The sequence below is a fragment of the Intestinimonas sp. RTP31139st1_F5_RTP31139_211217 genome (genome assembly GCF_040226735.1).
Taxonomy (GTDB): Bacteria; Bacillota; Clostridia; order Oscillospirales; family Oscillospiraceae; genus Intestinimonas; species Intestinimonas butyriciproducens.
The window spans coordinates 116,725-136,708 of the sequence record NZ_JBCOAQ010000005.1 but is presented as its reverse complement, the minus strand read 5'-3'; the positions used below and the strand labels follow the sequence as shown (position 1 = coordinate 136,708).

At 59.3% G+C, this 19,984-nt stretch carries 21 protein-coding genes; 9 read left to right on the top strand and 12 right to left on the bottom strand.

The window, feature by feature from the left end; translation table 11 throughout:
- Nucleotides 1-13 precede the first annotated feature (13 nt).
- Entirely contained in the window at nt 14-439 is a 426-nt protein-coding gene (locus tag ABUA09_RS06160; protein ID WP_075703594.1) for a hypothetical protein, read from the bottom strand.
- Nucleotides 440-542: 103 nt separating this feature from the next.
- Between ABUA09_RS06160 and ABUA09_RS06155 the strand changes: the two genes are divergently transcribed.
- Entirely contained in the window at nt 543-2,336 is a 1,794-nt protein-coding gene (locus ABUA09_RS06155) for an ABC-F family ATP-binding cassette domain-containing protein (RefSeq protein WP_349949208.1), read from the top strand.
- Here ABUA09_RS06155 and ABUA09_RS06150 read toward each other — a convergent pair whose 3' ends face one another.
- On the bottom strand, nt 2,337-3,140 hold the full coding sequence (locus tag ABUA09_RS06150; RefSeq protein WP_033117842.1) for a cell wall hydrolase: 804 nt from the start codon (nt 3,138-3,140) through the stop codon (nt 2,337-2,339). It abuts the gene before it with no gap.
- Between the two features lie 238 nt (nt 3,141-3,378).
- On the opposite strand from ABUA09_RS06150, the gene ABUA09_RS06145 reads away from it, so the two are divergent.
- A complete protein-coding gene (locus tag ABUA09_RS06145; protein WP_058117418.1) occupies nt 3,379-4,140 on the top strand; it encodes a class I SAM-dependent methyltransferase in 762 nt (253 codons plus the stop codon).
- A gap of 122 nt (nt 4,141-4,262) precedes the next feature.
- Here ABUA09_RS06145 and ABUA09_RS06140 read toward each other — a convergent pair whose 3' ends face one another.
- Complete coding sequence (locus ABUA09_RS06140) at nt 4,263-4,688, bottom strand: GNAT family N-acetyltransferase (protein WP_033117844.1); 426 nt, start codon at nt 4,686-4,688, stop codon at nt 4,263-4,265.
- Nucleotides 4,689-4,914: 226 nt separating this feature from the next.
- Here ABUA09_RS06140 and rpsU point away from each other — a divergent pair, with 226 nt between their 5' ends.
- Complete coding sequence (gene rpsU, locus ABUA09_RS06135) at nt 4,915-5,097, top strand: 30S ribosomal protein S21 (protein WP_033117845.1); 183 nt, start codon at nt 4,915-4,917, stop codon at nt 5,095-5,097.
- A 53-nt stretch (nt 5,098-5,150) separates the two neighbouring features.
- Here rpsU and ABUA09_RS06130 read toward each other — a convergent pair whose 3' ends face one another.
- Entirely contained in the window at nt 5,151-5,756 is a 606-nt protein-coding gene (locus ABUA09_RS06130) for a nucleotidyltransferase domain-containing protein (RefSeq protein ID WP_052082685.1), read from the bottom strand.
- Nucleotides 5,757-5,842: 86 nt separating this feature from the next.
- Nucleotides 5,843-6,616: a glycoside hydrolase family 18 protein gene (locus tag ABUA09_RS06125; protein ID WP_033117846.1), complete on the bottom strand. Its 774-nt coding sequence runs from the start codon at nt 6,614-6,616 to the stop codon at nt 5,843-5,845.
- Nucleotides 6,617-6,691: 75 nt separating this feature from the next.
- On the opposite strand from ABUA09_RS06125, the gene ABUA09_RS06120 reads away from it, so the two are divergent.
- The 6 genes from ABUA09_RS06120 to ABUA09_RS06095 all read left to right on the top strand — a co-directional run bounded on the left by ABUA09_RS06120 (nt 6,692) and on the right by ABUA09_RS06095 (nt 10,903).
- Nucleotides 6,692-7,189, top strand: a complete 498-nt coding sequence (locus ABUA09_RS06120) for a YqeG family HAD IIIA-type phosphatase (RefSeq protein WP_033117847.1) — start codon at nt 6,692-6,694, stop codon at nt 7,187-7,189.
- 4 nt (nt 7,190-7,193) lie between these two features.
- Nucleotides 7,194-8,072, top strand: a complete 879-nt coding sequence (locus tag ABUA09_RS06115) for a TIM barrel protein (RefSeq protein WP_033117848.1) — start codon at nt 7,194-7,196, stop codon at nt 8,070-8,072.
- The gene (locus ABUA09_RS06110) at nt 8,072-8,620 is read left to right on the top strand and encodes a DUF6199 family natural product biosynthesis protein (protein ID WP_279202727.1); all 549 of its coding nucleotides are present in this window, start codon (nt 8,072-8,074) and stop codon (nt 8,618-8,620) included. Before ABUA09_RS06115 ends, ABUA09_RS06110 begins: the two co-directional genes overlap by 1 nt.
- Nucleotides 8,621-8,662: 42 nt before the next feature.
- Complete coding sequence (locus ABUA09_RS06105; protein WP_279202725.1) at nt 8,663-9,727, top strand: M24 family metallopeptidase; 1,065 nt, start codon at nt 8,663-8,665, stop codon at nt 9,725-9,727.
- A gap of 120 nt (nt 9,728-9,847) precedes the next feature.
- On the top strand, nt 9,848-10,414 hold the full coding sequence (gene efp / locus ABUA09_RS06100) for an elongation factor P (RefSeq protein WP_033117851.1): 567 nt from the start codon (nt 9,848-9,850) through the stop codon (nt 10,412-10,414).
- Nucleotides 10,415-10,450: 36 nt separating this feature from the next.
- Nucleotides 10,451-10,903 carry a CD1247 N-terminal domain-containing protein gene (locus ABUA09_RS06095; protein WP_033117852.1) on the top strand — a complete coding sequence of 151 codons (453 nt, stop codon included), beginning with the start codon at nt 10,451-10,453 and terminating at the stop codon, nt 10,901-10,903.
- 112 nt (nt 10,904-11,015) lie between these two features.
- Here the strand turns inward: ABUA09_RS06095 and ABUA09_RS06090 are convergent, their stop codons facing one another.
- The 7 genes from ABUA09_RS06090 to ABUA09_RS06060 form a co-directional block, all read right to left on the bottom strand.
- Nucleotides 11,016-11,606, bottom strand: a complete 591-nt coding sequence (locus ABUA09_RS06090; RefSeq protein ID WP_033117853.1) for an MBL fold metallo-hydrolase — start codon at nt 11,604-11,606, stop codon at nt 11,016-11,018.
- 17 nt (nt 11,607-11,623) lie between these two features.
- Nucleotides 11,624-12,493 (bottom strand): metal ABC transporter permease, encoded by an 870-nt coding sequence (locus ABUA09_RS06085; RefSeq protein WP_033117854.1) that lies wholly within the window; start codon nt 12,491-12,493, stop codon nt 11,624-11,626.
- A complete protein-coding gene (locus ABUA09_RS06080; RefSeq protein ID WP_033117855.1) occupies nt 12,490-13,263 on the bottom strand; it encodes a metal ABC transporter ATP-binding protein in 774 nt (257 codons plus the stop codon). Before ABUA09_RS06080 ends, ABUA09_RS06085 begins: the two co-directional genes overlap by 4 nt.
- A complete protein-coding gene (locus tag ABUA09_RS06075) occupies nt 13,260-14,231 on the bottom strand; it encodes a metal ABC transporter substrate-binding protein (protein WP_349949207.1) in 972 nt (323 codons plus the stop codon). Before ABUA09_RS06075 ends, ABUA09_RS06080 begins: the two co-directional genes overlap by 4 nt.
- Before the next feature lie 110 nt (nt 14,232-14,341).
- Nucleotides 14,342-14,992, bottom strand: coding sequence for a DUF1847 domain-containing protein (locus tag ABUA09_RS06070; protein WP_116722435.1), 651 nt, complete (start codon nt 14,990-14,992; stop codon nt 14,342-14,344).
- A gap of 51 nt (nt 14,993-15,043) precedes the next feature.
- Entirely contained in the window at nt 15,044-17,254 is a 2,211-nt protein-coding gene (locus ABUA09_RS06065) for a hydratase (RefSeq protein WP_207743442.1), read from the bottom strand.
- A gap of 245 nt (nt 17,255-17,499) precedes the next feature.
- Nucleotides 17,500-19,626, bottom strand: a complete 2,127-nt coding sequence (locus ABUA09_RS06060) for a sodium-translocating pyrophosphatase (RefSeq protein ID WP_033117858.1) — start codon at nt 19,624-19,626, stop codon at nt 17,500-17,502.
- Nucleotides 19,627-19,984: the final 358 nt, after the last annotated feature.

The window sequence follows — 19,984 nt, the reverse complement described above, 5'->3', positions numbered from 1 at the left end:
TCTCCCGGCGGGACTATAAAAAGCCTTTCATCTGCTGGATATTGGCCTCCTCTGTTTGAAGAAGCTTGTCGGCCAGGTCCTTTACCCGGCCGTCCTCGGAAGCATAGGTCCGCATCTGGCGCAGACTCTTGGTCATGCCCATGGTGTTGCCCTGGACCATCATCTCGGCGATTTTGGAGGGAGAGGGGTCCATCCACGTCTTTACCGCAGAGGTCATCCGGGCGGACAGCTTTGCGGCTGCCGGGACCCCTTTCGGTGTTTTGCCCCGCTCCTCCAACAGCCGTGCCGAACTGCCCATCATCTGCTCATATTCTGTAAGCTGCTGTTCCAGAGCCGTCCGAAGGGCGGTGTCCTTGGCGCTGCCCAAGACGGAGAGAATTCCCTCGCGGCCCATTTCCGTGCTCTTGTGGATGTGATGCAGCATCTCGATATCTTGCATAACAAAAGATCGCCTCCGGGGAGAGTTTGCCCAGGAGGCGGCTTTTCTTTTCAAAGAAATTCATGTATACTAAGAAAAAGTCCAAAATAAGCGAGGAACCGTTATGCTGCTATCTGCGGAACAGATTTCTAAAACCTACGGGACACGGAAGGTGCTGGACCGGGTGTCCCTCTACCTGGAGGCGGGACAGAAGCTGGGAGTCATCGGCGTCAACGGCACGGGAAAATCCACCCTCCTGCGGATCCTGGCAGGTGCGGAGGAGCCGGACGAGGGACGGGTGAGCCGGGACCCCAATGTGCGCCTCAACTATCTTCCCCAGCTTCCGGCGTTTGATGAGAAAAATACGGTGCTGGAGCAGGTCTTTGCCGGGGTCTCGCCCGAGGCGCGGGCTCTGGCGGAATATGAGGCCAAGACCATCCTCACCCGGCTGGGAGTGCCCCTGTTTGAGCAGCGTGTGGGAGTGCTTTCCGGCGGCCAGCGCAAGCGGGTGGCGCTGTGCTCCGCGCTGGCATGTCCCTGCGATGTGCTGATCCTGGACGAGCCCACCAACCATTTGGACAGCGGTATGGTCGCTTGGCTGGAGGACGAGCTCCGGCAGTTCAAAGGCGCGCTGGTAATGGTCACGCATGACCGCTACTTTTTGGAGCGGGTGGTCGGACGCATGGCGGAGGTGGAGGGAGGAGCCCTTGCCTTTTATGAGGGCAACTACGACAAGTACCTGGAACAGAAGGCGCTGCGGGAGGAGATGGCCCAGGCCAGCGAACGCAAGCGGCAGGCCATCCTGCGCAGAGAGTACCAATGGGTCATGCAGGGCCCCACCGCCCGGGGGACCAAGAGCCGGGAGCGTCTGGAACGGTACGAAGCCCTCAAAAGTCAGTCCGGCCCGGAGGAGCGGACGGCGTTGGAGCTCTCCGCCGTCTCTTCCCGCCTGGGGAAAAAGACGGTAGAGCTCCACGGTGTGAGCAAGTCCTTTGCGGGGAGAACTGTGCTCCGGGACTTTGACCTGATGCTGCTGCGGGAGGACCGGATCGGAGTGGTGGGCCGGAACGGCAGCGGCAAGTCCACGCTGCTCAACCTGATCGCGGGACGGCTCATGCCCGATTCCGGCGAGGTGGCGACCGGTAAGACGGTGCGCATGGGCTACTTTTCCCAGGAAAACCCGCCCATGGACCCGGAGATGCGGGTCATCGATTTCGTCAAGGAGATCGGTAACAGCATCGAGACAGCGGAGGGGAGGGTGACGGCGTCCCAGCTTCTGGAGCAGTTTCTTTTCCCGGCGGACGAACAGTGGGCTCCGATCGGGAAACTCTCAGGCGGGGAGCGGCGGCGGCTTTTTCTCCTCTCCATTCTGGCTGCGGCGCCCAATGTGCTGCTGCTGGATGAGCCCACCAATGACTTGGATATCCAGACCCTCACCATCCTGGAGGATTATCTGGAGACGTTCCCTGGCGCGGTGATCGCCGTCTCCCACGACCGCTATTTTCTGGATAAGACCGTCCGGCGTATCTTTGAGGTGGGGGAGAGCGGCGCGGTTACCGAATACGTGGGGAATTACACCGACTACCTTGACGCCCGGAAGGCGGAGGAGAAAAGGGAAAAGACGGTCTCCGCCCCGGCTGAAAAGCGGCGGGAGAGACCGTCCGGCTCCAAGAAGCTGAAATTCAGCTATAAAGAGCAGCGGGAGTATGAAAACATTGATGGTGAAATCGCCGCCCTGGAGGAGCAACTCGCCCAGATCCGGACGGAGCAGGAGGCGAAGGCCAGCGACTATGTGGCCCTCCAGGCGCTCCAGAGCAGAGAGTCCGAGCTGGAGGCTGCACTGGAGGAAAAAATGGAGCGGTGGGTCTATCTCAACGATCTGGCGGAGCAGATCGCCGGACAGGCGGGAGGAACCTGATCATTTGTAGAACCAATGGACGCCGATGGTCATGATATAGTCCCGGTTTTCCATGATCCAGTGGTTGTTGGTGAGGGTGGGGGCCAGGAAGTAGAGGCTCTCGCCAGCCACGTCGGCCCCCTCCAGCACCAGCTTGGCGGCAGTCACGCTCTCCTCGGTGGGGGTGTGATAAATGGTGCCGTTGCGCACCGGCTCAAACTGTCCCCCCCAGCGGGAGTCGAAAATCACGCCGTAGATGGTGTTGGGGAACTCGCTGTGAGCCACTCGATTCAGGACCACATTGCCCACAGCGATCTTTCCGGTGAGGGGCTCGCCCCGGCTCTCTGCGGAGATGATGTGAGAGAGCCAGCGCAGGGCGTCCGCGTCGTACTGCTCGTCAGCGGAGGGAATGGCATCTGTACCGGTGGTGACATTTACATGGCCGGTGGCGGAGTCCCACTCCACTTCGGCGCCCAGCGCGGCGGCCAGGACGCGGACGGGCACCAGTGTGCGTCCGGACTCCAGCAGAACGCCGTAGGGTATGTACAGGGCACGGCCGTTAGATTCCAGGTACAGAGCGCCGGGGGATGCGGTCAGGTCCAGACCGGTCCCCCGGACTGCGGCGCAACTCCCCTCCCAGGATACGGCGGCGTCCTCCAAGAGGGCCTCGGCCATTGGGCGCAGGGCTACGTAAGTTGTGTTTTGGCGGACGGTGGCATATGCGGCCACGGGAGTTCCATCCACAGATACCGAAGGGCTTGCGGCCAGGGCGGGGTTGGCGGCCAGCGTCAGACTCAGTGTGAGAGCGGTCAAAAAGCGTTTCATAGGGAAATCCTCCGTCGGTCGTTTTGTAACCGAATTGTAACGAATTTGGCCTTGACAGGCAAGTCACAATCATTTCCAGCAGAGGACAGGCAGAGAGGAAAGGGCGGCGGAACCCGCGTCGTACGCATTTGACAGATAGGATGCGGTGGGGTGGGGCACCGCGGGCGCGCGAGCGCAGAGTGAAAGGAATCATTTGCCGTGAGATGGGGCTGGAATAGCGGTTCAAGGGGTGGCGGTCATGGACAAGGAACGCTTAAAAGAGCAATGGCTGAAGGAGGAGCGCGCCGCCCATATCCAGGGGTGGGATTTCTCACACATCCAGGGGCGGTATGAGGAGGAAAACGACCTGCCGTGGAGTTACAGAGCAGTGATTGAGCAATATTTGGAATCAAGATACCGCCTGCTCGATCTTGATACGGGCGGAGGGGAATTTTTACTGTCCCTCCGCCACCCCTATTCGAATACCAGCGCAACGGAAGCATATCCTCCCAACGTGCGGCTATGTGAAAAGACGCTGTGTCCGCTTGGAGTAGACTTTCACAGGGCCGACGCATCCGAAGACCTTCCCTTTGAAGATGAGGCTTTTGATATCGTCATAAACAGGCACGGCAGCTTCTGTGTATCAGAGCTACATCGCGTGGTAAAGCGCGGCGGGATTTTTATTACCGAGCAGGTAGGCGCTGAAAATGACAGGGCCTTGGTGGAACTTTTGCTTCCGGGTACGGAGCTTCCCTTTCCCGAGATGCGCTTAAAGCTGGTATCAAAACGGTTCCAAAAGGCAGGGTTTGTGATTCTGCAATCGCAGGAGGCATTTCGACCGATCAAATTCTACGACGTGGGGGCATTTGTCTGGTTCGCCCACGTGATTGCATGGGAGTTTCCCGGTTTCACGGTAGAGAAATGCCTGAAAGAGCTATACCGCGCGCAGGAGATATTGGAACAAACGGGATGCCTCGAGGGACAGATCCATCGGTTTCTGCTTGCGGCAAGGAAAGCGTGAGGCAGGCTTATATTTGCCGGTTGTGTGGTTTATAGCTGCGCGGCCCATTCCGCGCTCCGCCGGAATGGAATAAAAACGGAGAGCCGCCTCAAATTCAGGGACTCTCCGATCAATGGGGGCGGCTATTGCCGCTTCCATATCATAGAATATTCTCTTTCGCCCGTATTTTGCTCCGTGTGTTCTCCTGAAATCTCAAAGCCCTCTCTTTGATAGAACCGTACTGCCCGTGTATTTTTTTGATATACATCCAAACGCAGTTGACTTCGTATGCCTTTTGCAAAATGGATCAAACGTCTGCCGATCCCACTGGATTGAGCCTCGCCGGAGACAAAAATACCGGCGATATAGTCCTCCTGCAATCCAATAAAACCTTGTATGCTGGCGCCCTCTTCATAGACGTACACTTCCGCTTGCGGAAACATTTCTTGCACTATTTCAAAATGGTCCATCCAGTACTGGGCGGAAATAAAATTATGGGCTGTTATATTGACCGCGAACCAAATGGTTGCAACCCGATTTATATCTGCTTCTTGTAATTTCCTGATCATGTTGGTAAGCTCTCTTTCATAATCAATGATCGTTTGTGCGTCCTATTGTACCACAGGAGGGAGCGGCCCACAAGAAGTCCTGCTGGTAAAACCGATCGTAAAATGGACTTGAAAATGTCCTCTTGACAATGGAGATAAAATTGCATATAATACTACTGTTAAAGCCATACGAATGGCCCTTTCGTGGCAGGCTTGGCTTGTCACTTCGGAGGGAGGGGAAACAATAATGTCGGAAGTCCATGTCAGGGAGAATGAGTCTCTGGAGAGCGCGCTGAAGCGTTTTAAGCGTAGTTGCGCCAAGTCCGGGGTGCTGGCCGAGGTGCGTAAGCGTGAGCACTACGAGAGTCCCAGCGTTAAGCGCCGCAAGAAGTCCGAGGCGGCCCGGAAGAACAAGAAGAAATTCTATTGATGAACAATAAAGCCCGGCGCCGTACGGCGCCGGGCTTTTGTTATCTCTTTCGCCTACAGCAGGGAGGAAGACCAGCGGATCAGCCGTTCATATTTTTTCTCTGTGCCGCCGGACCAGGGGCCATAGGACAGAGCGGTTTCCCGACGCGTGGACGGGTAAGCGCCTGTACGACGGAAGAGCTCCAGGCGGGCCAGGAAAAAGGCGCTCTTTTCCAGCGCCGGGAGCGCGGTGGAGGGGTCATTGTCGTAGAGAAAACAGTGTACCGCGCTGTGATAGAGGGCGGAAGCGCCGATTTGTATGGCCATATCCACATCGTCGGGGGTAAATTCGTGGAGTCCCTCCAGCGTACCATAGAGAGGGCGCGTATCCCAGACGAGCTGCATCAGGTCGTAGCGGGGCCAGCGATCCAGTTCTACGCGCCCGCATAGAAAGCCGCAGGCCAGCGCCCCCTGATCCATGCCCCGTACCAGACCGCGATAAGTCTCCAGCTCGGGGAGCCCCACATGGTCCAGGATCACAACGAGGTCGATGTCGCTCTCCGGTGTGGCCTCCCCCCGGCCGTAGCTCCCCTGAAGCCCGGCGAATATCAGCCTCTGGGGAAAGGCGTCTAACAGCCGACGGAGGAATTCCTCCGTCCAGGCGCAGAGATCCGTTAACATAATGAGCACCTCCTATTGAAATAAATGGATGCTCAATTTATCAGAAAATGGTGAGAAAGTCAAGGGAGTACGCTACGGAGAAAAAATCAGGCCAGAATTTCCGGCAAAATATCCGCCACCTCGGGATAGGGGAGAAGGGCGTCGGAGATATCAAGTGTGCGGGCCACATGCAGCTTCTTGCGGATGGAGGACGCGTCATCAAAAAGGATAAAGTGGGCGCCGTTCTGTTTATTCATATAGGTGAAGTAATGGGCGCACAGTTCGCCTGAGAAGAAAATGGTAGGACTGCGCTCCTCGATGCGAGCCTGCAGTGCTTCCTGGCTCAGGGGGATACCCTGCCCGGTGGGCGAGGGAAGGAAAAAGTCTTCGGCGGCGCGCTCTACAGCCAGCGCGATCCGGGATGCGCCGTACTGGGCGGCGGCCTCTTCCAGGCGCTGGTGCAGGGAGCCGCCAGAGAGGGCGGTGGGAATCAAAATTTTGGCGGTATCCGAATAGCGGGCGTAAAGTTCACTAATGTAAAAAGGCCAGCCCTGGCGTTCCAACAGGGGTGAGAGTTCGGCGATGACCCTGCCCAGCAAGGGGAAGGGACGGTCGAAACCGCAGATCACGCCGGTATAGCCTCTGGCTGTGCACTCCCGCATTACCTCCTGGCAGAAGGGACCGGGGTCGCCTCTGCCATCGAAGCCGGCGTCGTCGATCATCATGAGCCCGCCGCGGGCGGGGATGGGCAGATTGGCCCGGAACAGGTGGGGGCCGCCGCCCACCCGATACGCCATGTGGGCCAGGGTGAGGCCAAAGGACTGGGCCGCCATCATTTCGGTGGGAGCGGCCGCCAGGATCAGGTTGGATTTTGAAAGCATGTGGGTTGTCCCCCTTGTCCGTGTTGTGTTATAATGCAATCTATGCGGGCAAGATTATTTTCATGAGGTGAATACATGGCTTTTTCCCTGATTCCTGATCGTGTTTATTCCTCCATTTTTGAGATCGATGGGACGGAGCTCTCCCGGCACGGCGTCTCGTTATTGCTGGCTGATCTGGACAATACCCTGGCCAAATACGGACAGCCGGACCCGGAGCCCGCCGTCCAGCAGTGGAAATGCGGCCTGGCGGAGGCAGGGGTGGAGCTCTTTCTGCTCTCCAACAGCCGAAAGCCCACCCGGGCCGGACACTATGCGCGGTGCCTGGAGGTTCCCTATCTGGGCCATGCGGGAAAGCCGAGGACAGAGGGGTTTTTCAGGGCCATGGAGCAGATGGGCCGCACGCCTGCCCAAACCGCCATGGTGGGGGATCAAATTTTTACGGATATACTGGGGGCCAAACGCGCTGGCGTACTGGCCCTGATGGTTGAGCCGATGGAACTGCGGGGAAATCCCGGGCGCTATCTCCGCTATGCGGTGGAGGAACCCTTCCGGGCCTTGGGGAGGAGGAGATGAGTCTGTGGGTGTAAAATTCGGCCCTGCCGGGCAGGCGGGGAACTATCCGGGCAGGTCCTCGGTGGAATATCCTGGATGGCTTGCCTCACAGGGCCTGGACGCCTTTGAATATCAATGCGGGAAGGGCGTCAATGTGGGGGAAGAGACTGCTCGGGCAGTGGGTGTAGCGGCCAGAGAACATGGGATACAGCTCTCCCTCCACGCCCCTTACTTTATCAACCTGGCGAATCCGGACCCGGTGAGTTTAAAAAAGACCACCAACTACGTCCTGGCGGCCTGTCAGGTGGCGGACTGGATGGGGGCCGTCCGGGTCACGGTCCACACCGGCGCCCTGATGAAGCGGACCAGGAGGGAGGCGTTGGACATTGCCCTCATCTCGCTGCGGGAGGTCATCCGGGCCTGCGACGGGGAGGGGTACGGACATATCACCCTGTGTCCGGAGACCATGGGAAAGATCAATCAGCTTGGAGACTTGGATGAGGTACTGGAGCTCTGCCGGCTGGATGAACGGCTTTTGCCCTGCATTGATTTCGGCCATCTGTACGCCCGCTCCCTGGGGGAGCTTGAGGGCGAAGAGGCCACCCGGCGAATACTGGATCGCGTGGAGGAGAAGTTGGGGGCCGACCGGGCGTCTCGTTTTCACAGCCACTTCTCCAAAATTGCCTTTACACCCGGCGGAGGAGAAAAGTGTCATCTGACCTTTGACCAGGAGGATTTTGGGCCTGACCCGGTACCGCTGATGCGGGAGCTGGCGCGGCGGGGATGGAGCCCCACCGTGATCTGTGAAAGTGCCGGTACCCAAGCGCGGGACGCGCAGGAGATGCAGACGCTGTATCGGAGGTTTCTGAAGGGCCACGGCGAAAAAGAGAGGGAAGGGGTCTGATGCGGAAGGCGCTGCTATTCCTCTTGATGCTGCTGGCGCTGCTCCTGTGTGCCTGTACGAGGGAGACCCATCCCAGCGTTTATGAGGTGGAGCAGAATGGAAGAGTCTACACGGTAGACAGAGAGAACGGCGTCCTCACGTGTGGGGGCCAGACATACCAATATTGTGTCGATAAGGATGGGAGTATTGAGATTCTCTATCCGGACGGCGCGACTTTCTGGTGGACAGTGAGGGGAAACACCGGCTTCGGCGGGTGGAGCGATGACTATACCGAGCGGGAGCGGGTTCCGGGAGAGGAACTGCTGGAGGTACTCGGCCATGAGATACCCCGCTCTTCCGGGAATGGCGCCGGCGGAGGAGGAAATGCCCTGTTTGCCCTGGCGGCGCTTGGATTCGGCATATGGGGCCTGGCGGCTCCCTATTCGGCCTGGTATGCGGCTTATGGCTGGCGGTATCAGGATGCGAAGCCGTCCGTCCCTGCGCTGACGGCAGAACGGGTTGGCGGTATTGTGCTGATTGTGGTTGGACTGATCGCGTTTTTTTCCTGAAAGAATATTTATCATGACGGATTAAGAAAGGAAGTCATTAGGATGAATCATTTAAAACAGATCGCGGCCAGGCTGCCCGAATACGGTGTCGACGCCATGCTGCTCACCAGTGAGCCCGGAGAGTTTTATGCCGTGGGCTTTCATGGAGAGGGCGTGGTGGTCGTCACCGCCGGGGAGTGCTTCTACTTTACCGACTCCCGGTATATCGAGGCGGCAAACCATCTGATCACCGGGGCCTCCATCTCCATGACCGACCGGAGCCGTAACTACAGGGCGATGGTCCAGGAGGTGGTGGATCGGTGCGGCGTCAAACGGATGGGATTCGAGGAGGAGTATTTGTCCGTTGCCTCCTATCAGATCTGGAAGGAGGGCGTTACCCCTGAGCTGGTCCCCGCCCAGAAGCTGGTGAACGGCCTCCGGGCCGCCAAGGACCAGGAGGAGATCGAGCTGATGGTCAAGGCGCAGGAGATCACGGATCGGGCGTTTCGTGAGATCCTCACGTTCATTCAGCCCGGCATGACGGAGCAGGAGATCGCCGCGAAGCTTCAGTACGACATGCTGCGTTTCGGCGCTATGCGGATGTCCTTTGACCCCATTGTGGCCTCGGGTCCCAACGGGAGCAGGCCTCACGCCATTCCGGGGCCCCGCAAGATACAGCGCGGTGAATTTGTCACCATGGACTTTGGCTGTGTATACGGGGGCTATTGTTCTGATATGACGCGCACCGTCGCCATTGGGGAGCCCACAGAGGAGATGAAGAAAGTCTATCACATCGTGTTGGAGGCCCAACTGGCGGGGATCGCCGCCGCCAGAGCCGGGGTGCCGGGAAAGAGCATTGACGCCGCCGCCAGAAAGGTCATTGAAGAGGCCGGATACGGCGAGTATTTCGGCCACGGCTACGGACACAGCGTCGGCATTGAGATCCATGAGTCCCCCAACGCCAACACCAGAGACGAGAGCCTAATGCCGGTGGGGGCCGCCGTGTCCGCGGAGCCGGGCATCTATCTGCCGGGGAAATTCGGCGTGCGCATTGAGGATGTGACCATTCTCACCGAAAACGGCTGTATCGATATCACGCAATCCCCGAAAGAGTTGATTATTCTTTGAAAGCAGGGGAAAAACCCTTGCAATACGGGGAAGAATAAGGTAAAATAACTTAGATAATCTATATGTCGGGTGTTGATGTGCCCGGCAAAAAATGAAAGCTGCTTTGGAGGATGAATACCAATGCCTATTACTGCCAGTGATTTTCGGAACGGCGTGACCTTTGAGATGGACGGCCAGGTGATGCAGGTCGTCGAATTCCAGCACGTAAAGCCCGGCAAGGGCGCGGCCTTTGTGCGCACCAAGATGAAGAATGTCATGACGGGCGCGGTCACTGAGACCTCCTTCAATCCCACCGCCAAGTTCGAGACGGCCTATGTGGAGCGCAAGGATATGGAGTACAGCTACAACGACGGCGATCTGTACTACTTCATGGACCCCGAGACCTTTGATTTGGTGCCTGTCAGCAAGGACACCCTGGGTGACGATTTCCGTTTTGTGAAGGAGAACATGTCCTGTAAGCTCAACAGCTATAAGGGCAAGATTTTTATGGTGGAGCCCCCCACGTTCGTGGAGCTGGAGGTCACAGAGACCGATCCCGGCTTCCGGGGCGACACTGCCACCAATGTGACCAAGCCCGCTACGCTGGAGACCGGCACGGAGATCAAGGTGCCTTTGTTCATCAACCCCGGCGACAGGATCAAGATCGACACCCGCAGCGGCGAATATCTGGAGCGCTGCAAGAAGTAAGCAAGCCGAAAGGCGATATTAAAGGAGATTTTTGCTATGACGATTACTGAGAAGGTCGCCTATCTGAAGGGGCTGTCCGACGGGCTGGGGATCGATACCGAAAAGTCCAAAGAGGGCAAGCTCATCTCTGTCATCATCGATATCCTGGAAGAGATGGGGATGTCCATTGAGGACCTGGAAGAAAACGCTACCGCTCTGGGTGAAGAGCTGGACGCCGTGTCCGACGATCTGGCCGACGTGGAGGAGCTCCTCTACGGGGATGACGAGGACGAGGATGACGAGTGCTGCTGCGGCGATGAGGACGAGGACGACTTTTTTGAGGCAGAATGTCCCAACTGCAAGGAACCGCTGGTCATCGATGAGGACGTGCTGAGAGCCGGCGTGATCGAGTGCCCCAGTTGTCACAGCCAGTTTGCAGTGTCCGATGAATGCGACTGTGATGATGACGACTGTGATTGCGGTTGTGGCTGTGACCACGACGACGAATAAGATGTGACGAAAAGCGCCGCCCGGCAACATTGTGCCGGGCGGCGCTTTTTCATCTGGGGAGAGGGATCTGCCCTGCGGTGGCGGAGAGATTCCGCCAGTCAGAAGGATTGGATCACAGCTCTATGGCCTGTCCGTGCTCCAGAAGGACCTTGCCGGGACAGTCCAGGCGGTTGGCCTGGGTGTGATTATACGCATAGCTGGGGTCTGTATGGATAGGGATGGTGTGCTTTCCACCGATACGGCGGGCGCAGGTAGAGGCCTCGGCCGGGTCCATATTGTACACGCCGTCCACTGGCAGCAGGACCCAGTCCAGCTTCCTGGGGGCAAGGACCACCATATGGGGCATGGTGGAGGTGTCCCCCGCGTGATAGAGCGTGACGCCGTCCACCGTGAGGATGTAACCCACGCACTCCTTCGGATTGTGGTTCCGGTTTCCGGCGGGCACTGTCTGGATGTGGACGCCGTGGATGTCAAAGTTATGGTATTGTCCGCCGGCCAGCGCATCAGTGGACCGGATCACAGTGCAGTCCGGCCTTTGTGGTACCTTGCCCAAGTCGTTGTGGTCCTCGTGTTCGTGGGTGATGAGGACCAGATCGGCCGGCAGATCATAGCCCTCGCCGGCAAAGGGGTCAATATAGATGACCGTGCCGGAATGGGTGGTGATGCGGCAGCTTGCATGTCCCTGAAAGAGCAGTTTAGCCATAACGATACCTCCTTGTATCACAGCCTCTGTTTACGGAAACAAAATGTAACGGCGAAAAAGATCGCCAGGTACAGCGTAATGGCGGCGCCGGCGGAAGCTTCAATATAATAAGAGGTCATCAGGCCGGCAATGCCGGCGCAGACGGCCGACAGAAGGGAGACGAGATGATACTGACGCATGTTTCGGGAGACGTTCCGGGCCGCTGCCCCGGGCAGCACCAGCAGGGAGTTGATCACCAGCAGGCCCACCCAGGTCATGGAGATGGTCACGACCACAGCGATGGCGGCGGAAAACAGGGCTTCCTGCCAGAAAACCTGGATGCCGCGGCTGTCCGCCAGGGCAGGATGGACCGAGGCGAGCATGAGCTGATTGAAGGAACAGACCCATAAGACGACGACCAGGGCCAGGATTCCGGCCAGCAGACCGATTTTACGGGGCTCCACGCTGAGGATGTCGCCGATGAGCAGAGCATTGAACTTGGTGAAGCTGCCGCCGCCCAGAGTAGCGATAAAAATACCCAGAGCCACGGCTGTGGAGGAAAAGACGCCGATCACAGTATCGCTGGCCAGGCTGGTCCGTTTGCGCACAAAGGTAAAGAGCAGCGCAAAGACCACGGCGAACAGAACGGCGAACCACATGGGGTCGGCGCCGGAGAAGAGGGTGACGGTAGAGCCGAGCAGGGTGCCGATGGCGATTCCGGTAAAGGCGGAGTGACCCAATGCGTCGGAAAAAAAGGACATCCGACTCTCCACCACCATGGTGGAGAGCAGCCCGAAGAGGGGGGAGATGACCAGTACCGCCAGCAAGGCGTTCTTCATGAAGAACATGGAGCCCGGCTGCGCCCATTCAAAAGGCAGCAGATCGACAATGGAGTACCACAGATTCAATTGCTCCACCCCCTTCCCAAAGAGAGATGAAACACGTCCCGGAATTCATGGGAGGACAGGACTTCTCTTGGAGGCCCGGACTTGAGCACGGAGCTCTGTAGCAGGATCACCTTGTCCGCGTACTCCTCCAGCGTGGCGAAGTCATGGGTGGAGAGGAGAATGGAGAGATCATACTGCTGCCGCACCTCGTCGAGCATGTCGAGGAGCTGCCGCTCCCCCTCGATGTCCACACCGGAGAGGGGCTCGTCCAGGATGAGGATATGGGGAACCGGCTCCAGCGCCATAGCCAGCAGGACCCGCTGGAGCTCTCCGCCGGAGAGAGAGCCGATGCGCTTATCCACCAGGGGCTCGGCGTGGACCCGGCTCAGGCAGCGGAGGACCCGTTCCCGCAGCTTTTTCGGGGTGGGCAGAAAAACGGGCCAGTCCGCGATGGAGGCGATGAACAGGTCCAGCACGCTCACCGGGTCGCCGCGGTCGAAGCTGGGGCTCTGGGGCACATAGCCGATGAGCGGACGGGTGTGTTTTCCGCCGGCGCGCTGGAAGTCGATCTCACCGGAGTGGGGCAGTTGTCCCAGGATCGTCCGGAACAGGGTGGACTTTCCCGCCCCGTTGGGGCCGATGAGGGCGGTGATTTCCCCGCAGTGGAGATGGAAATTCACGTCTTCCAGAATGACCTGGTCACCCATGGATACCCCAAGGTGGGCCACCTTGAGGCAGCAGGAACGGTCACAGCCGGAACCGGAGAGATTGTCATGCTTGCGTACGCTCATTGTACCCTTACCTGCCCCTCGCTCAGCGCATTGGCGATGGTCTCCACATTCTCGGAGATCGTGTCGAAGTAGGAATCCAGGCCGTCTCCATCGCCGCTCATGATCATGGAAAGCGGGCAGACCGCCACACCGGTTTCGCGGGCAATGGCCTGTGCGGTGGAATCGGAGCCGTTGACCTCGGTAAAGATGGCGGGAATCTCATAGGTGCGGATGAGCGACACGATCTCCCTGATCTCGGCGGCGCTGGCCTCGCTGCCCTCCTCCTCTTCAATGGCCTTGAGAATGTCCAGGTCAAAAGCCTGAGCAAAGTACTGGAAGCCGTCGTGGAAGGTGATGAGTTCCCGGTGCGGGAGTCGAAGGTCGGGCTGATCCGAAGCGATGATATCCCGGAGCGTGGATTTCCAGTTCAGGAGCTGGGCGGAGGCATCCTGAGCACGTTTTTGATACGCTTCGGCATGGAGCGGATCGGCCAGGGCCAGACCGGCGCCGATGTTTTCCACCATTTGCGCCGCCCGGCCCGGGTCCATCCAGATATGGGGATCGAAGTGGTCCCCCGCTTCCTCGCTGTCGCCGTGGTCGTGGTCCTCATGTCCCTCGTAGGGGAGTAGCTCGACGCCTTCCGAACTGTCGATGACCATGGCGGAAGAGGCGGCCAGGGCGTCGTCCATGAAGTCCTCTAGGCCCACGCCGTTCATGACGATCACATCGGCCCCTTCTATGATCTTCATATCGCCGACCGAGAGGGTATAATCGTGGAGACAGCTCATGGGCTGATTGATGACGGCGCTTACCTTCACGCCCTCTATCTCCCCGACAACGGCCCTTGTGAAGAGGTAGACGGGGTAAGTGGTGGCGGCAATGGTCAGCGTATCCCCCTCCTGGGAAGAAGGGGCTTCCCCGCCGGACACGCCGCAGGCGGAGAGGGTGAGACAAAGAACAAGGAGCAGGGGAAAAATCAACTTTTTCAAGAGAACACCTCAAATACAATTTGCTGGCTGTTGTTATTATACCCTCTGGAACGCGGTTTGTAAAATAAAAGTGCGGGCGGCGATCCAAACCGGATTGCCGCCCGCGCCGTCTATGCGGGATCAGAGGGGGTAAGGAGGCGCTTGTAGTAGGAGTCAAGCTGATAGAGGACGGCCGCGGGATTGTGACCGGTGACCCGATCTTTGGCGACCAGAGTCGTGACCAGGGCGTCGGAGTAGCGGTAAAAGAGACTGTCATGCCCGACGCACAGGCCAACCACGATGTTGAGCTCTGTACCCTCCCGATTGAGGCGCTTGGCCTGGAAGATGGGATTGCACATATTTTTTCCCACCGCGTGGCAGGCCGGATCGATCCCCACAGCGGTCTTGTCCACCGCCCCGGCCTTGCAGGCGACGCCGAATACCTCAAAACCGTGCACACGGAGAATCCGGGCCAGAGCGCGGCTCTCCCGGATCAGGCCCACGCAGGTGGCGATCCCAATCTTGTGAAACCCCATGCGGCGGGCAAAGTCCATAATCTCCTCCACACGGGTGAGCTTACAATAACCTTCAAATTCCACCTGCGCCGCGGTCAGCATGATCTCGCGGTTCCGATCCTCGTCGTAGAGGGACAGCGCCTCTTCCAGTTCCCCCTCTTCCAGGGAGGTGGTAAGACAGAATTCCGGGTATTGATATTTCTGTGCGCTGCAATTGACTACGCCGCAGTCAATACAGGAGCGGCAGACAGGATCCTGCTTCTCCATGGACATACCCTCCAAAGCACTTGTTAATATAGGGGAGGCGGAAACAAGGATTCACTGTGCGTAGTAGTTGATGAGACAGCCCGCCAGAATGATATCCCGTTCCTCACGGGTAAGGCCGGGCAGCTTCAGCGTCAGAGGGGTCTCCTTGCCGTCCTGGAGCAGGGTGGCAGCGATCTCCTCTCCGTCGCCCTCCAGCAGCGCGCGGATACCGGGAATGTAGACCTGGTCGCCGGGCTGGAGGTTCTTTTCCGGCAGGCCGTCGCAGAGGAAGGGCAGCATGCCCCAGTTTACCACATTGGAGCGGTAGCGCTTGGTGGCATATTCCTGGGCGATGTTGGCGCAGCCGCCCAGCACCCGCTGGCAGGAGGCCGCCTGCTCCCGGGCGGAGCCGTCGCCGGGCCGCAGAGCCATCACCAGAGAACCCAGACCGGTACGCTTGGGATCGTAGGACAGGAGGGCTTCGGTGGGCTCGCCCGCCCGGCGCCTGCGCTCCTCGGCAAGGATCTGCTTGGCCCGGGGCACATACTGTGGGTCCTTTCGGGAAAGGGCGAACTCCGCCAGACGAAGCGGGTTGGAGCGATAGGAGGAGGTCTCGCCGGAGGGGATGAGCTCATCGGTGGTGGTCACCGGGTCGTAGATGGCGGCACAGACCGTCAGGAGCAGATCCTCGGTCAGGGGCACCTGCTCCGGCCAGTCGGCAATGTTGGGGCCAAAGACCAGCTCGGCATCCGGGTCGGGCCTGCCCACACCGTAGTAGACGCGGGAGCGATAGGCGGAGTCGTCATAGCGATAGGGCTCGCGGGCGTGGTCGATGGGGATTTCAGGAAGCTCGTCCGCACCGGTGAGCACACCTCCGTTCAGGGCGGTGGCGGCGATGCTCCGGGCATCCATCAGGGCCACATAGGAGATTTGGCCGTCCCCCGGCTTGCTGCCCTCGCGGTTGGGGAAGTTGCGGGTGGAGTGGCGGATGGAGAAGGCACCGTTGGCGGGCACATCCCCCGCACCGAAGCAGGGACCGCAGAAGCAGGAGCGGATGGAGGCGCCGGAGGCCATCAGGGAGGCGATATAGCCGTTTTTAGTCAGCTCCAGATGGATGGGCATGGAGCCGGGATAGCAGGAGAGCCAGAATGCATCCGCGCCGATGGAGTGGCCGTCCAGGATCTGCGCGGCCCGGACCAGATTCTGATAGGTGCCGCCGGAGCAGCCGGCGATGACGCCCTGATCCACATGGAACTGGCCGTTCACGATTTTGGCGGTGAGAGAGGCGGCGTTCCGAATGCCGAGCTGTTCCGCGGCGTCCAGGTCCACCTGGTGCAGAAGGTCGGCCATATTGGCCTTGAACTCCCGAATGGGATAGGCGTTGGAGGGGTGGAAGGGGAGCGCGATCATGGGCTCCACAGTGGAGAGGTCAATTTCAATGAGGGCGTCGTAGTACGCACCCTCCGCCGGAGCCTGCGACTGGAATTGATCCCCACGGCCCAGAATATCCAGGTGCTCCCTGGTGATATCATCGGTGGACCAAACGGAGGAGAGGCAGGCTGTCTCCGTGGTCATGACGTCGATGCCGGAGCGGTAATCCATGGAGAGGCACTCCACACCGGGGCCGAAGAACTCCAGAACGGCATTTTTGACAATGCCCTCCCGGAAGGTGGCGCCGATCAGGGCCAGCGCCACGTCCTGAGGACCGGTGCCGGGACGAGGCGCGCCGGTGAGATGGACTGCGATGACCTTGGGATAGGCGATATCGTAGGTCTTTTCCAGAAGCTGGCGGGCCAGCTCAGGGCCGCCCTCGCCGATGGCTACGGTACCGTAAGCACCGTAGCGGGTGTGGGAGTCGGAGCCCAAGATCATCCGTCCGGGGGCGGCGTACCGCTCCCGCATATAGGAGTGAATGACCGCCTGATGGGCGGGGACAAATTCGCCGCCGTACTTCTTGGCGGCGGAGAGGCCGAAAACATGGTCGTCCTCATTGATGGTACCGCCCACGGCACACAGAGAATTGTGACAGTTGGTGAGCACGTAGGGCAGGGGAAAGGCGGTGAGGCCGGAAGCCCTGGCCGTCTGGATGATGCCCACGTAGGTGATATCGTGGGAGGCCATGGCGTCGAATTTGATCTTCAACCGTTCCGGGTCGCCGGAGGTGTTGTGCGCCCTGAGGATGGCGGAGGCCATGGTGCCGGTCCGCTCCGCCGCAGGCCGGGGATGGGCGGGGATGAAGCCTCCGCCCTGATAAAGTACGGGGGAATTGGTGATCTGGATCATAGTTTTGGATACCTCCATCGGGGCCCTTGGTGTACAAAAGCAAATGCGGCTTTTGCGTGAGAAATGCCGCCAGGCGCCCCACCGGCCTTGCTGGCTGGCGCACTGCCCTTTGTATATCCAGGGTAAGATCATAAAGAATAAAATGTATTATATCATAAAGCACAAGGCGGGACAAGCCCGGGGAGGGACTGCATCAAAGTAAAAAAGCAGGGCGCGCCGGTCGGCGCGCCCTGCCCGAGATCAGATTACAGCATATTCATCAGGTTGAAAGCCACGACGAGCCCGGAGAATACGATGGACACGGTGGAGCACAGCTTGATGAGAATATTGAGGGAGGGACCGGAGGTATCCTTAAACGGATCGCCCACAGTGTCGCCCACGACGGCGGCCTTATGGCAGTCGGAGCCCTTGCCGCCGTGATGGCCGGACTCGATGTACTTCTTGGCATTGTCCCAAGCGCCGCCGGCATTGGACATAAACACGGCCATGGCGAAGCCGGTGACAGACACGCCGCCCAGAAGCCCCACTACGCCGGTGGGCCCCAGGATCAGGCCGGTGAGGATGGGCACCACGATGGCCAGCAGAGCGGGCGCCACCATCTCGTGGAGGGCGCCCTTGGTGCACAGGGCCACGCAGGACGCGTAGTCAGGATCGGACTTGCCCTCCATGATGCCGGCAATCTCACGGAACTGGCGGCGGACCTCCACCACGATGGACTGCGCGGCGGTCTGCACGGCGCTCATGGTGAATGCGGAGAAGACAAAGGTGAGCATGGCGCCGATGAACATACCGACCAGCACGGTGGGGCTGGTGAGGGTGAAGTTCAGGACCTCGGCGGTCTTGGTCTGGACGATGTCCACGTAAGAGACCAGGAGGGCCAGAGCGGTGAGGGAGGCGGAGCCGATGGCGAAGCCCTTGCCGGTGGCGGCAGTGGTGTTGCCCAGGGAGTCCAGAGCGTCGGTGCGCTCGCGGACCTCGGCGGGGAGGCCGCTCATCTCGGCGATGCCGCCGGCATTGTCGGCCACGGGGCCGTATGCGTCGGTGGCCAGCGTGATGCCCAGGGTAGAGAGCATGCCTACGCCGGCGATGCCGATGCCGTAGAGGCCCTTGTTGAACTCAGCGGTGAAAAGACCGCTGGCGTCCACGACGTTCAGAGAGCCGCCGGCGGCAAAGTAGCTGATGAGAACGGCGGCGGCGACAATGAGGATGGAGGCTACGGTGGACTTCAGCCCCAAGGAGATGCCGCCGATGATGACGGTGGCGGAGCCGGTCTCAGAGGAGGCGGCCAGCTTCTGCGTGGGCGCGTAGGTGTCGGAGGTGTAGTATTCGGTGAAATAGCCGATGGCGCAACCGCCGATCAGACCGGCCAGAATCGCCACATAGACGCCCCAGTTGCCCACGATGGTATATGTAAGGGGCGCGGCGACAAGGGCGGAGAGCAGGGCGGCCAGATAGGTGCCGGTGCGCAGGCTCTTCAGCAGAGACTTCTGATCGGCGTTCTCCTTGGTCTTGACAAAGAAGGAGCCGATGATGGAGCAGACGATGCCCTCCACGGCCAGGCACACGGGCAGGAGCATACCGGAAAAACCATAACCCGCCACGGCGGAGAGCGCGAAGGTGGCCAGAATGGAGCCGACGTAGGACTCATAGAGGTCGGCGCCCATACCCGCCACATCGCCCACGTTGTCCCCCACGTTGTCGGCAATGGTGGCGGGGTTGCGGGGGTCGTCCTCGGGGATGCCGGCCTCCACCTTGCCCACCAGATCGGCGCCCACATCGGCGGCTTTGGTGTAGATGCCGCCGCCCACACGGGCGAAGAGAGCCATAAAAGAGGCGCCCATGCCGTTCATGACCATGATGTTGGCCAGGGTGGTGGCATCGGTGATGTGGAAGGCATAGTGAAGCAAAAAGTACCAGATGGAGATGTCCAGCATACCCAGGCCCACCACGGTAAAGCCCATGACGGAGCCGGAGGAGAAGGCCACGCGGAGTCCCTTATTGAGGCTCTCGGAGGCGGCCTGCGCGGTGCGGGCATTGGAATTGGTGGCAATCTTCATGCCGACAAAACCGGCCAACATGGACCATACCCCGCCGGTGATGAAGGCGAAGGGCGTGAATTTGGAGAGCATTTCGCCGTTGGAGGCGAAAGCGATCACCAGCAGGATGACAAAAACGACGACAAAGACCTTTGCCACGGTGGTGTACTGCCGCCGGAGGTAGGCATTGGCGCCTTCCCGGATGGAGGCGGCGATCTTCTTCATGGTATCGCTGCCCTCCGAGAAGGTCATGACCTTCCGGCTCTGGACATAGGCGAATGCGATGGCCAGCACGGCCCCCACAAAGCCAATCCAGAAGAGATTTTCAGGTGTCAAAATTCCCCACTCCTTTTGCACAAGCGCCGGGCAGATCCCGACGCAGTTCTTGTTTATAATTTTAGCATAACAAAGCGGATTTTCAAGGTGCCCAACCGCGCTTTTCCCTGCAAATACGCCGGTTTTACAGTTCCTACGAAAATGAAAAGTTTTCGGTCGATCTTTCCGTGCAATCTTGCCATGACATGGAAAAACGAAACAGTAAACGAAAATAACACCCCTTCAAATGAAAAGAAAGGAAACTTACGAGCGGCGAAAGAAAAAAGTGCCCGCAGGCGGAGGGCGGTATTGTCAAGAAAAAATTTTTCTGTTTTTCACAAAAAATGCGCTCCGCCGGACTTCCTAGGAGTCCGGCGAA

Coding starts and splice junctions, on each gene's coding strand:
- efp (WP_033117851.1), top strand. CDS start 9,848: ATGCCTATTACTGCCAGTGATTTTCGGAACGGCGTGACCTTTGAGATG.
- ABUA09_RS06125 (WP_033117846.1), bottom strand. CDS start 6,616: ATGCTTTCAAAATCCAACCTGATCCTGGCGGCCGCTCCCACCGAAATG.
- ABUA09_RS06095 (WP_033117852.1), top strand. CDS start 10,451: ATGACGATTACTGAGAAGGTCGCCTATCTGAAGGGGCTGTCCGACGGG.
- ABUA09_RS06140 (WP_033117844.1), bottom strand. CDS start 4,688: ATGATCAGGAAATTACAAGAAGCAGATATAAATCGGGTTGCAACCATT.
- ABUA09_RS06150 (WP_033117842.1), bottom strand. CDS start 3,140: ATGAAACGCTTTTTGACCGCTCTCACACTGAGTCTGACGCTGGCCGCC.
- ABUA09_RS06110 (WP_279202727.1), top strand. CDS start 8,072: ATGCGGAAGGCGCTGCTATTCCTCTTGATGCTGCTGGCGCTGCTCCTG.
- ABUA09_RS06090 (WP_033117853.1), bottom strand. CDS start 11,606: ATGGCTAAACTGCTCTTTCAGGGACATGCAAGCTGCCGCATCACCACC.
- rpsU (WP_033117845.1), top strand. CDS start 4,915: ATGTCGGAAGTCCATGTCAGGGAGAATGAGTCTCTGGAGAGCGCGCTG.
- ABUA09_RS06130 (WP_052082685.1), bottom strand. CDS start 5,756: ATGTTAACGGATCTCTGCGCCTGGACGGAGGAATTCCTCCGTCGGCTG.
- ABUA09_RS06065 (WP_207743442.1), bottom strand. CDS start 17,254: ATGATCCAGATCACCAATTCCCCCGTACTTTATCAGGGCGGAGGCTTC.
- ABUA09_RS06155 (WP_349949208.1), top strand. CDS start 543: ATGCTGCTATCTGCGGAACAGATTTCTAAAACCTACGGGACACGGAAG.
- ABUA09_RS06105 (WP_279202725.1), top strand. CDS start 8,663: ATGAATCATTTAAAACAGATCGCGGCCAGGCTGCCCGAATACGGTGTC.
- ABUA09_RS06120 (WP_033117847.1), top strand. CDS start 6,692: ATGGCTTTTTCCCTGATTCCTGATCGTGTTTATTCCTCCATTTTTGAG.
- ABUA09_RS06080 (WP_033117855.1), bottom strand. CDS start 13,263: ATGAGCGTACGCAAGCATGACAATCTCTCCGGTTCCGGCTGTGACCGT.
- ABUA09_RS06160 (WP_075703594.1), bottom strand. CDS start 439: ATGCAAGATATCGAGATGCTGCATCACATCCACAAGAGCACGGAAATG.
- ABUA09_RS06070 (WP_116722435.1), bottom strand. CDS start 14,992: ATGGAGAAGCAGGATCCTGTCTGCCGCTCCTGTATTGACTGCGGCGTA.
- ABUA09_RS06145 (WP_058117418.1), top strand. CDS start 3,379: ATGGACAAGGAACGCTTAAAAGAGCAATGGCTGAAGGAGGAGCGCGCC.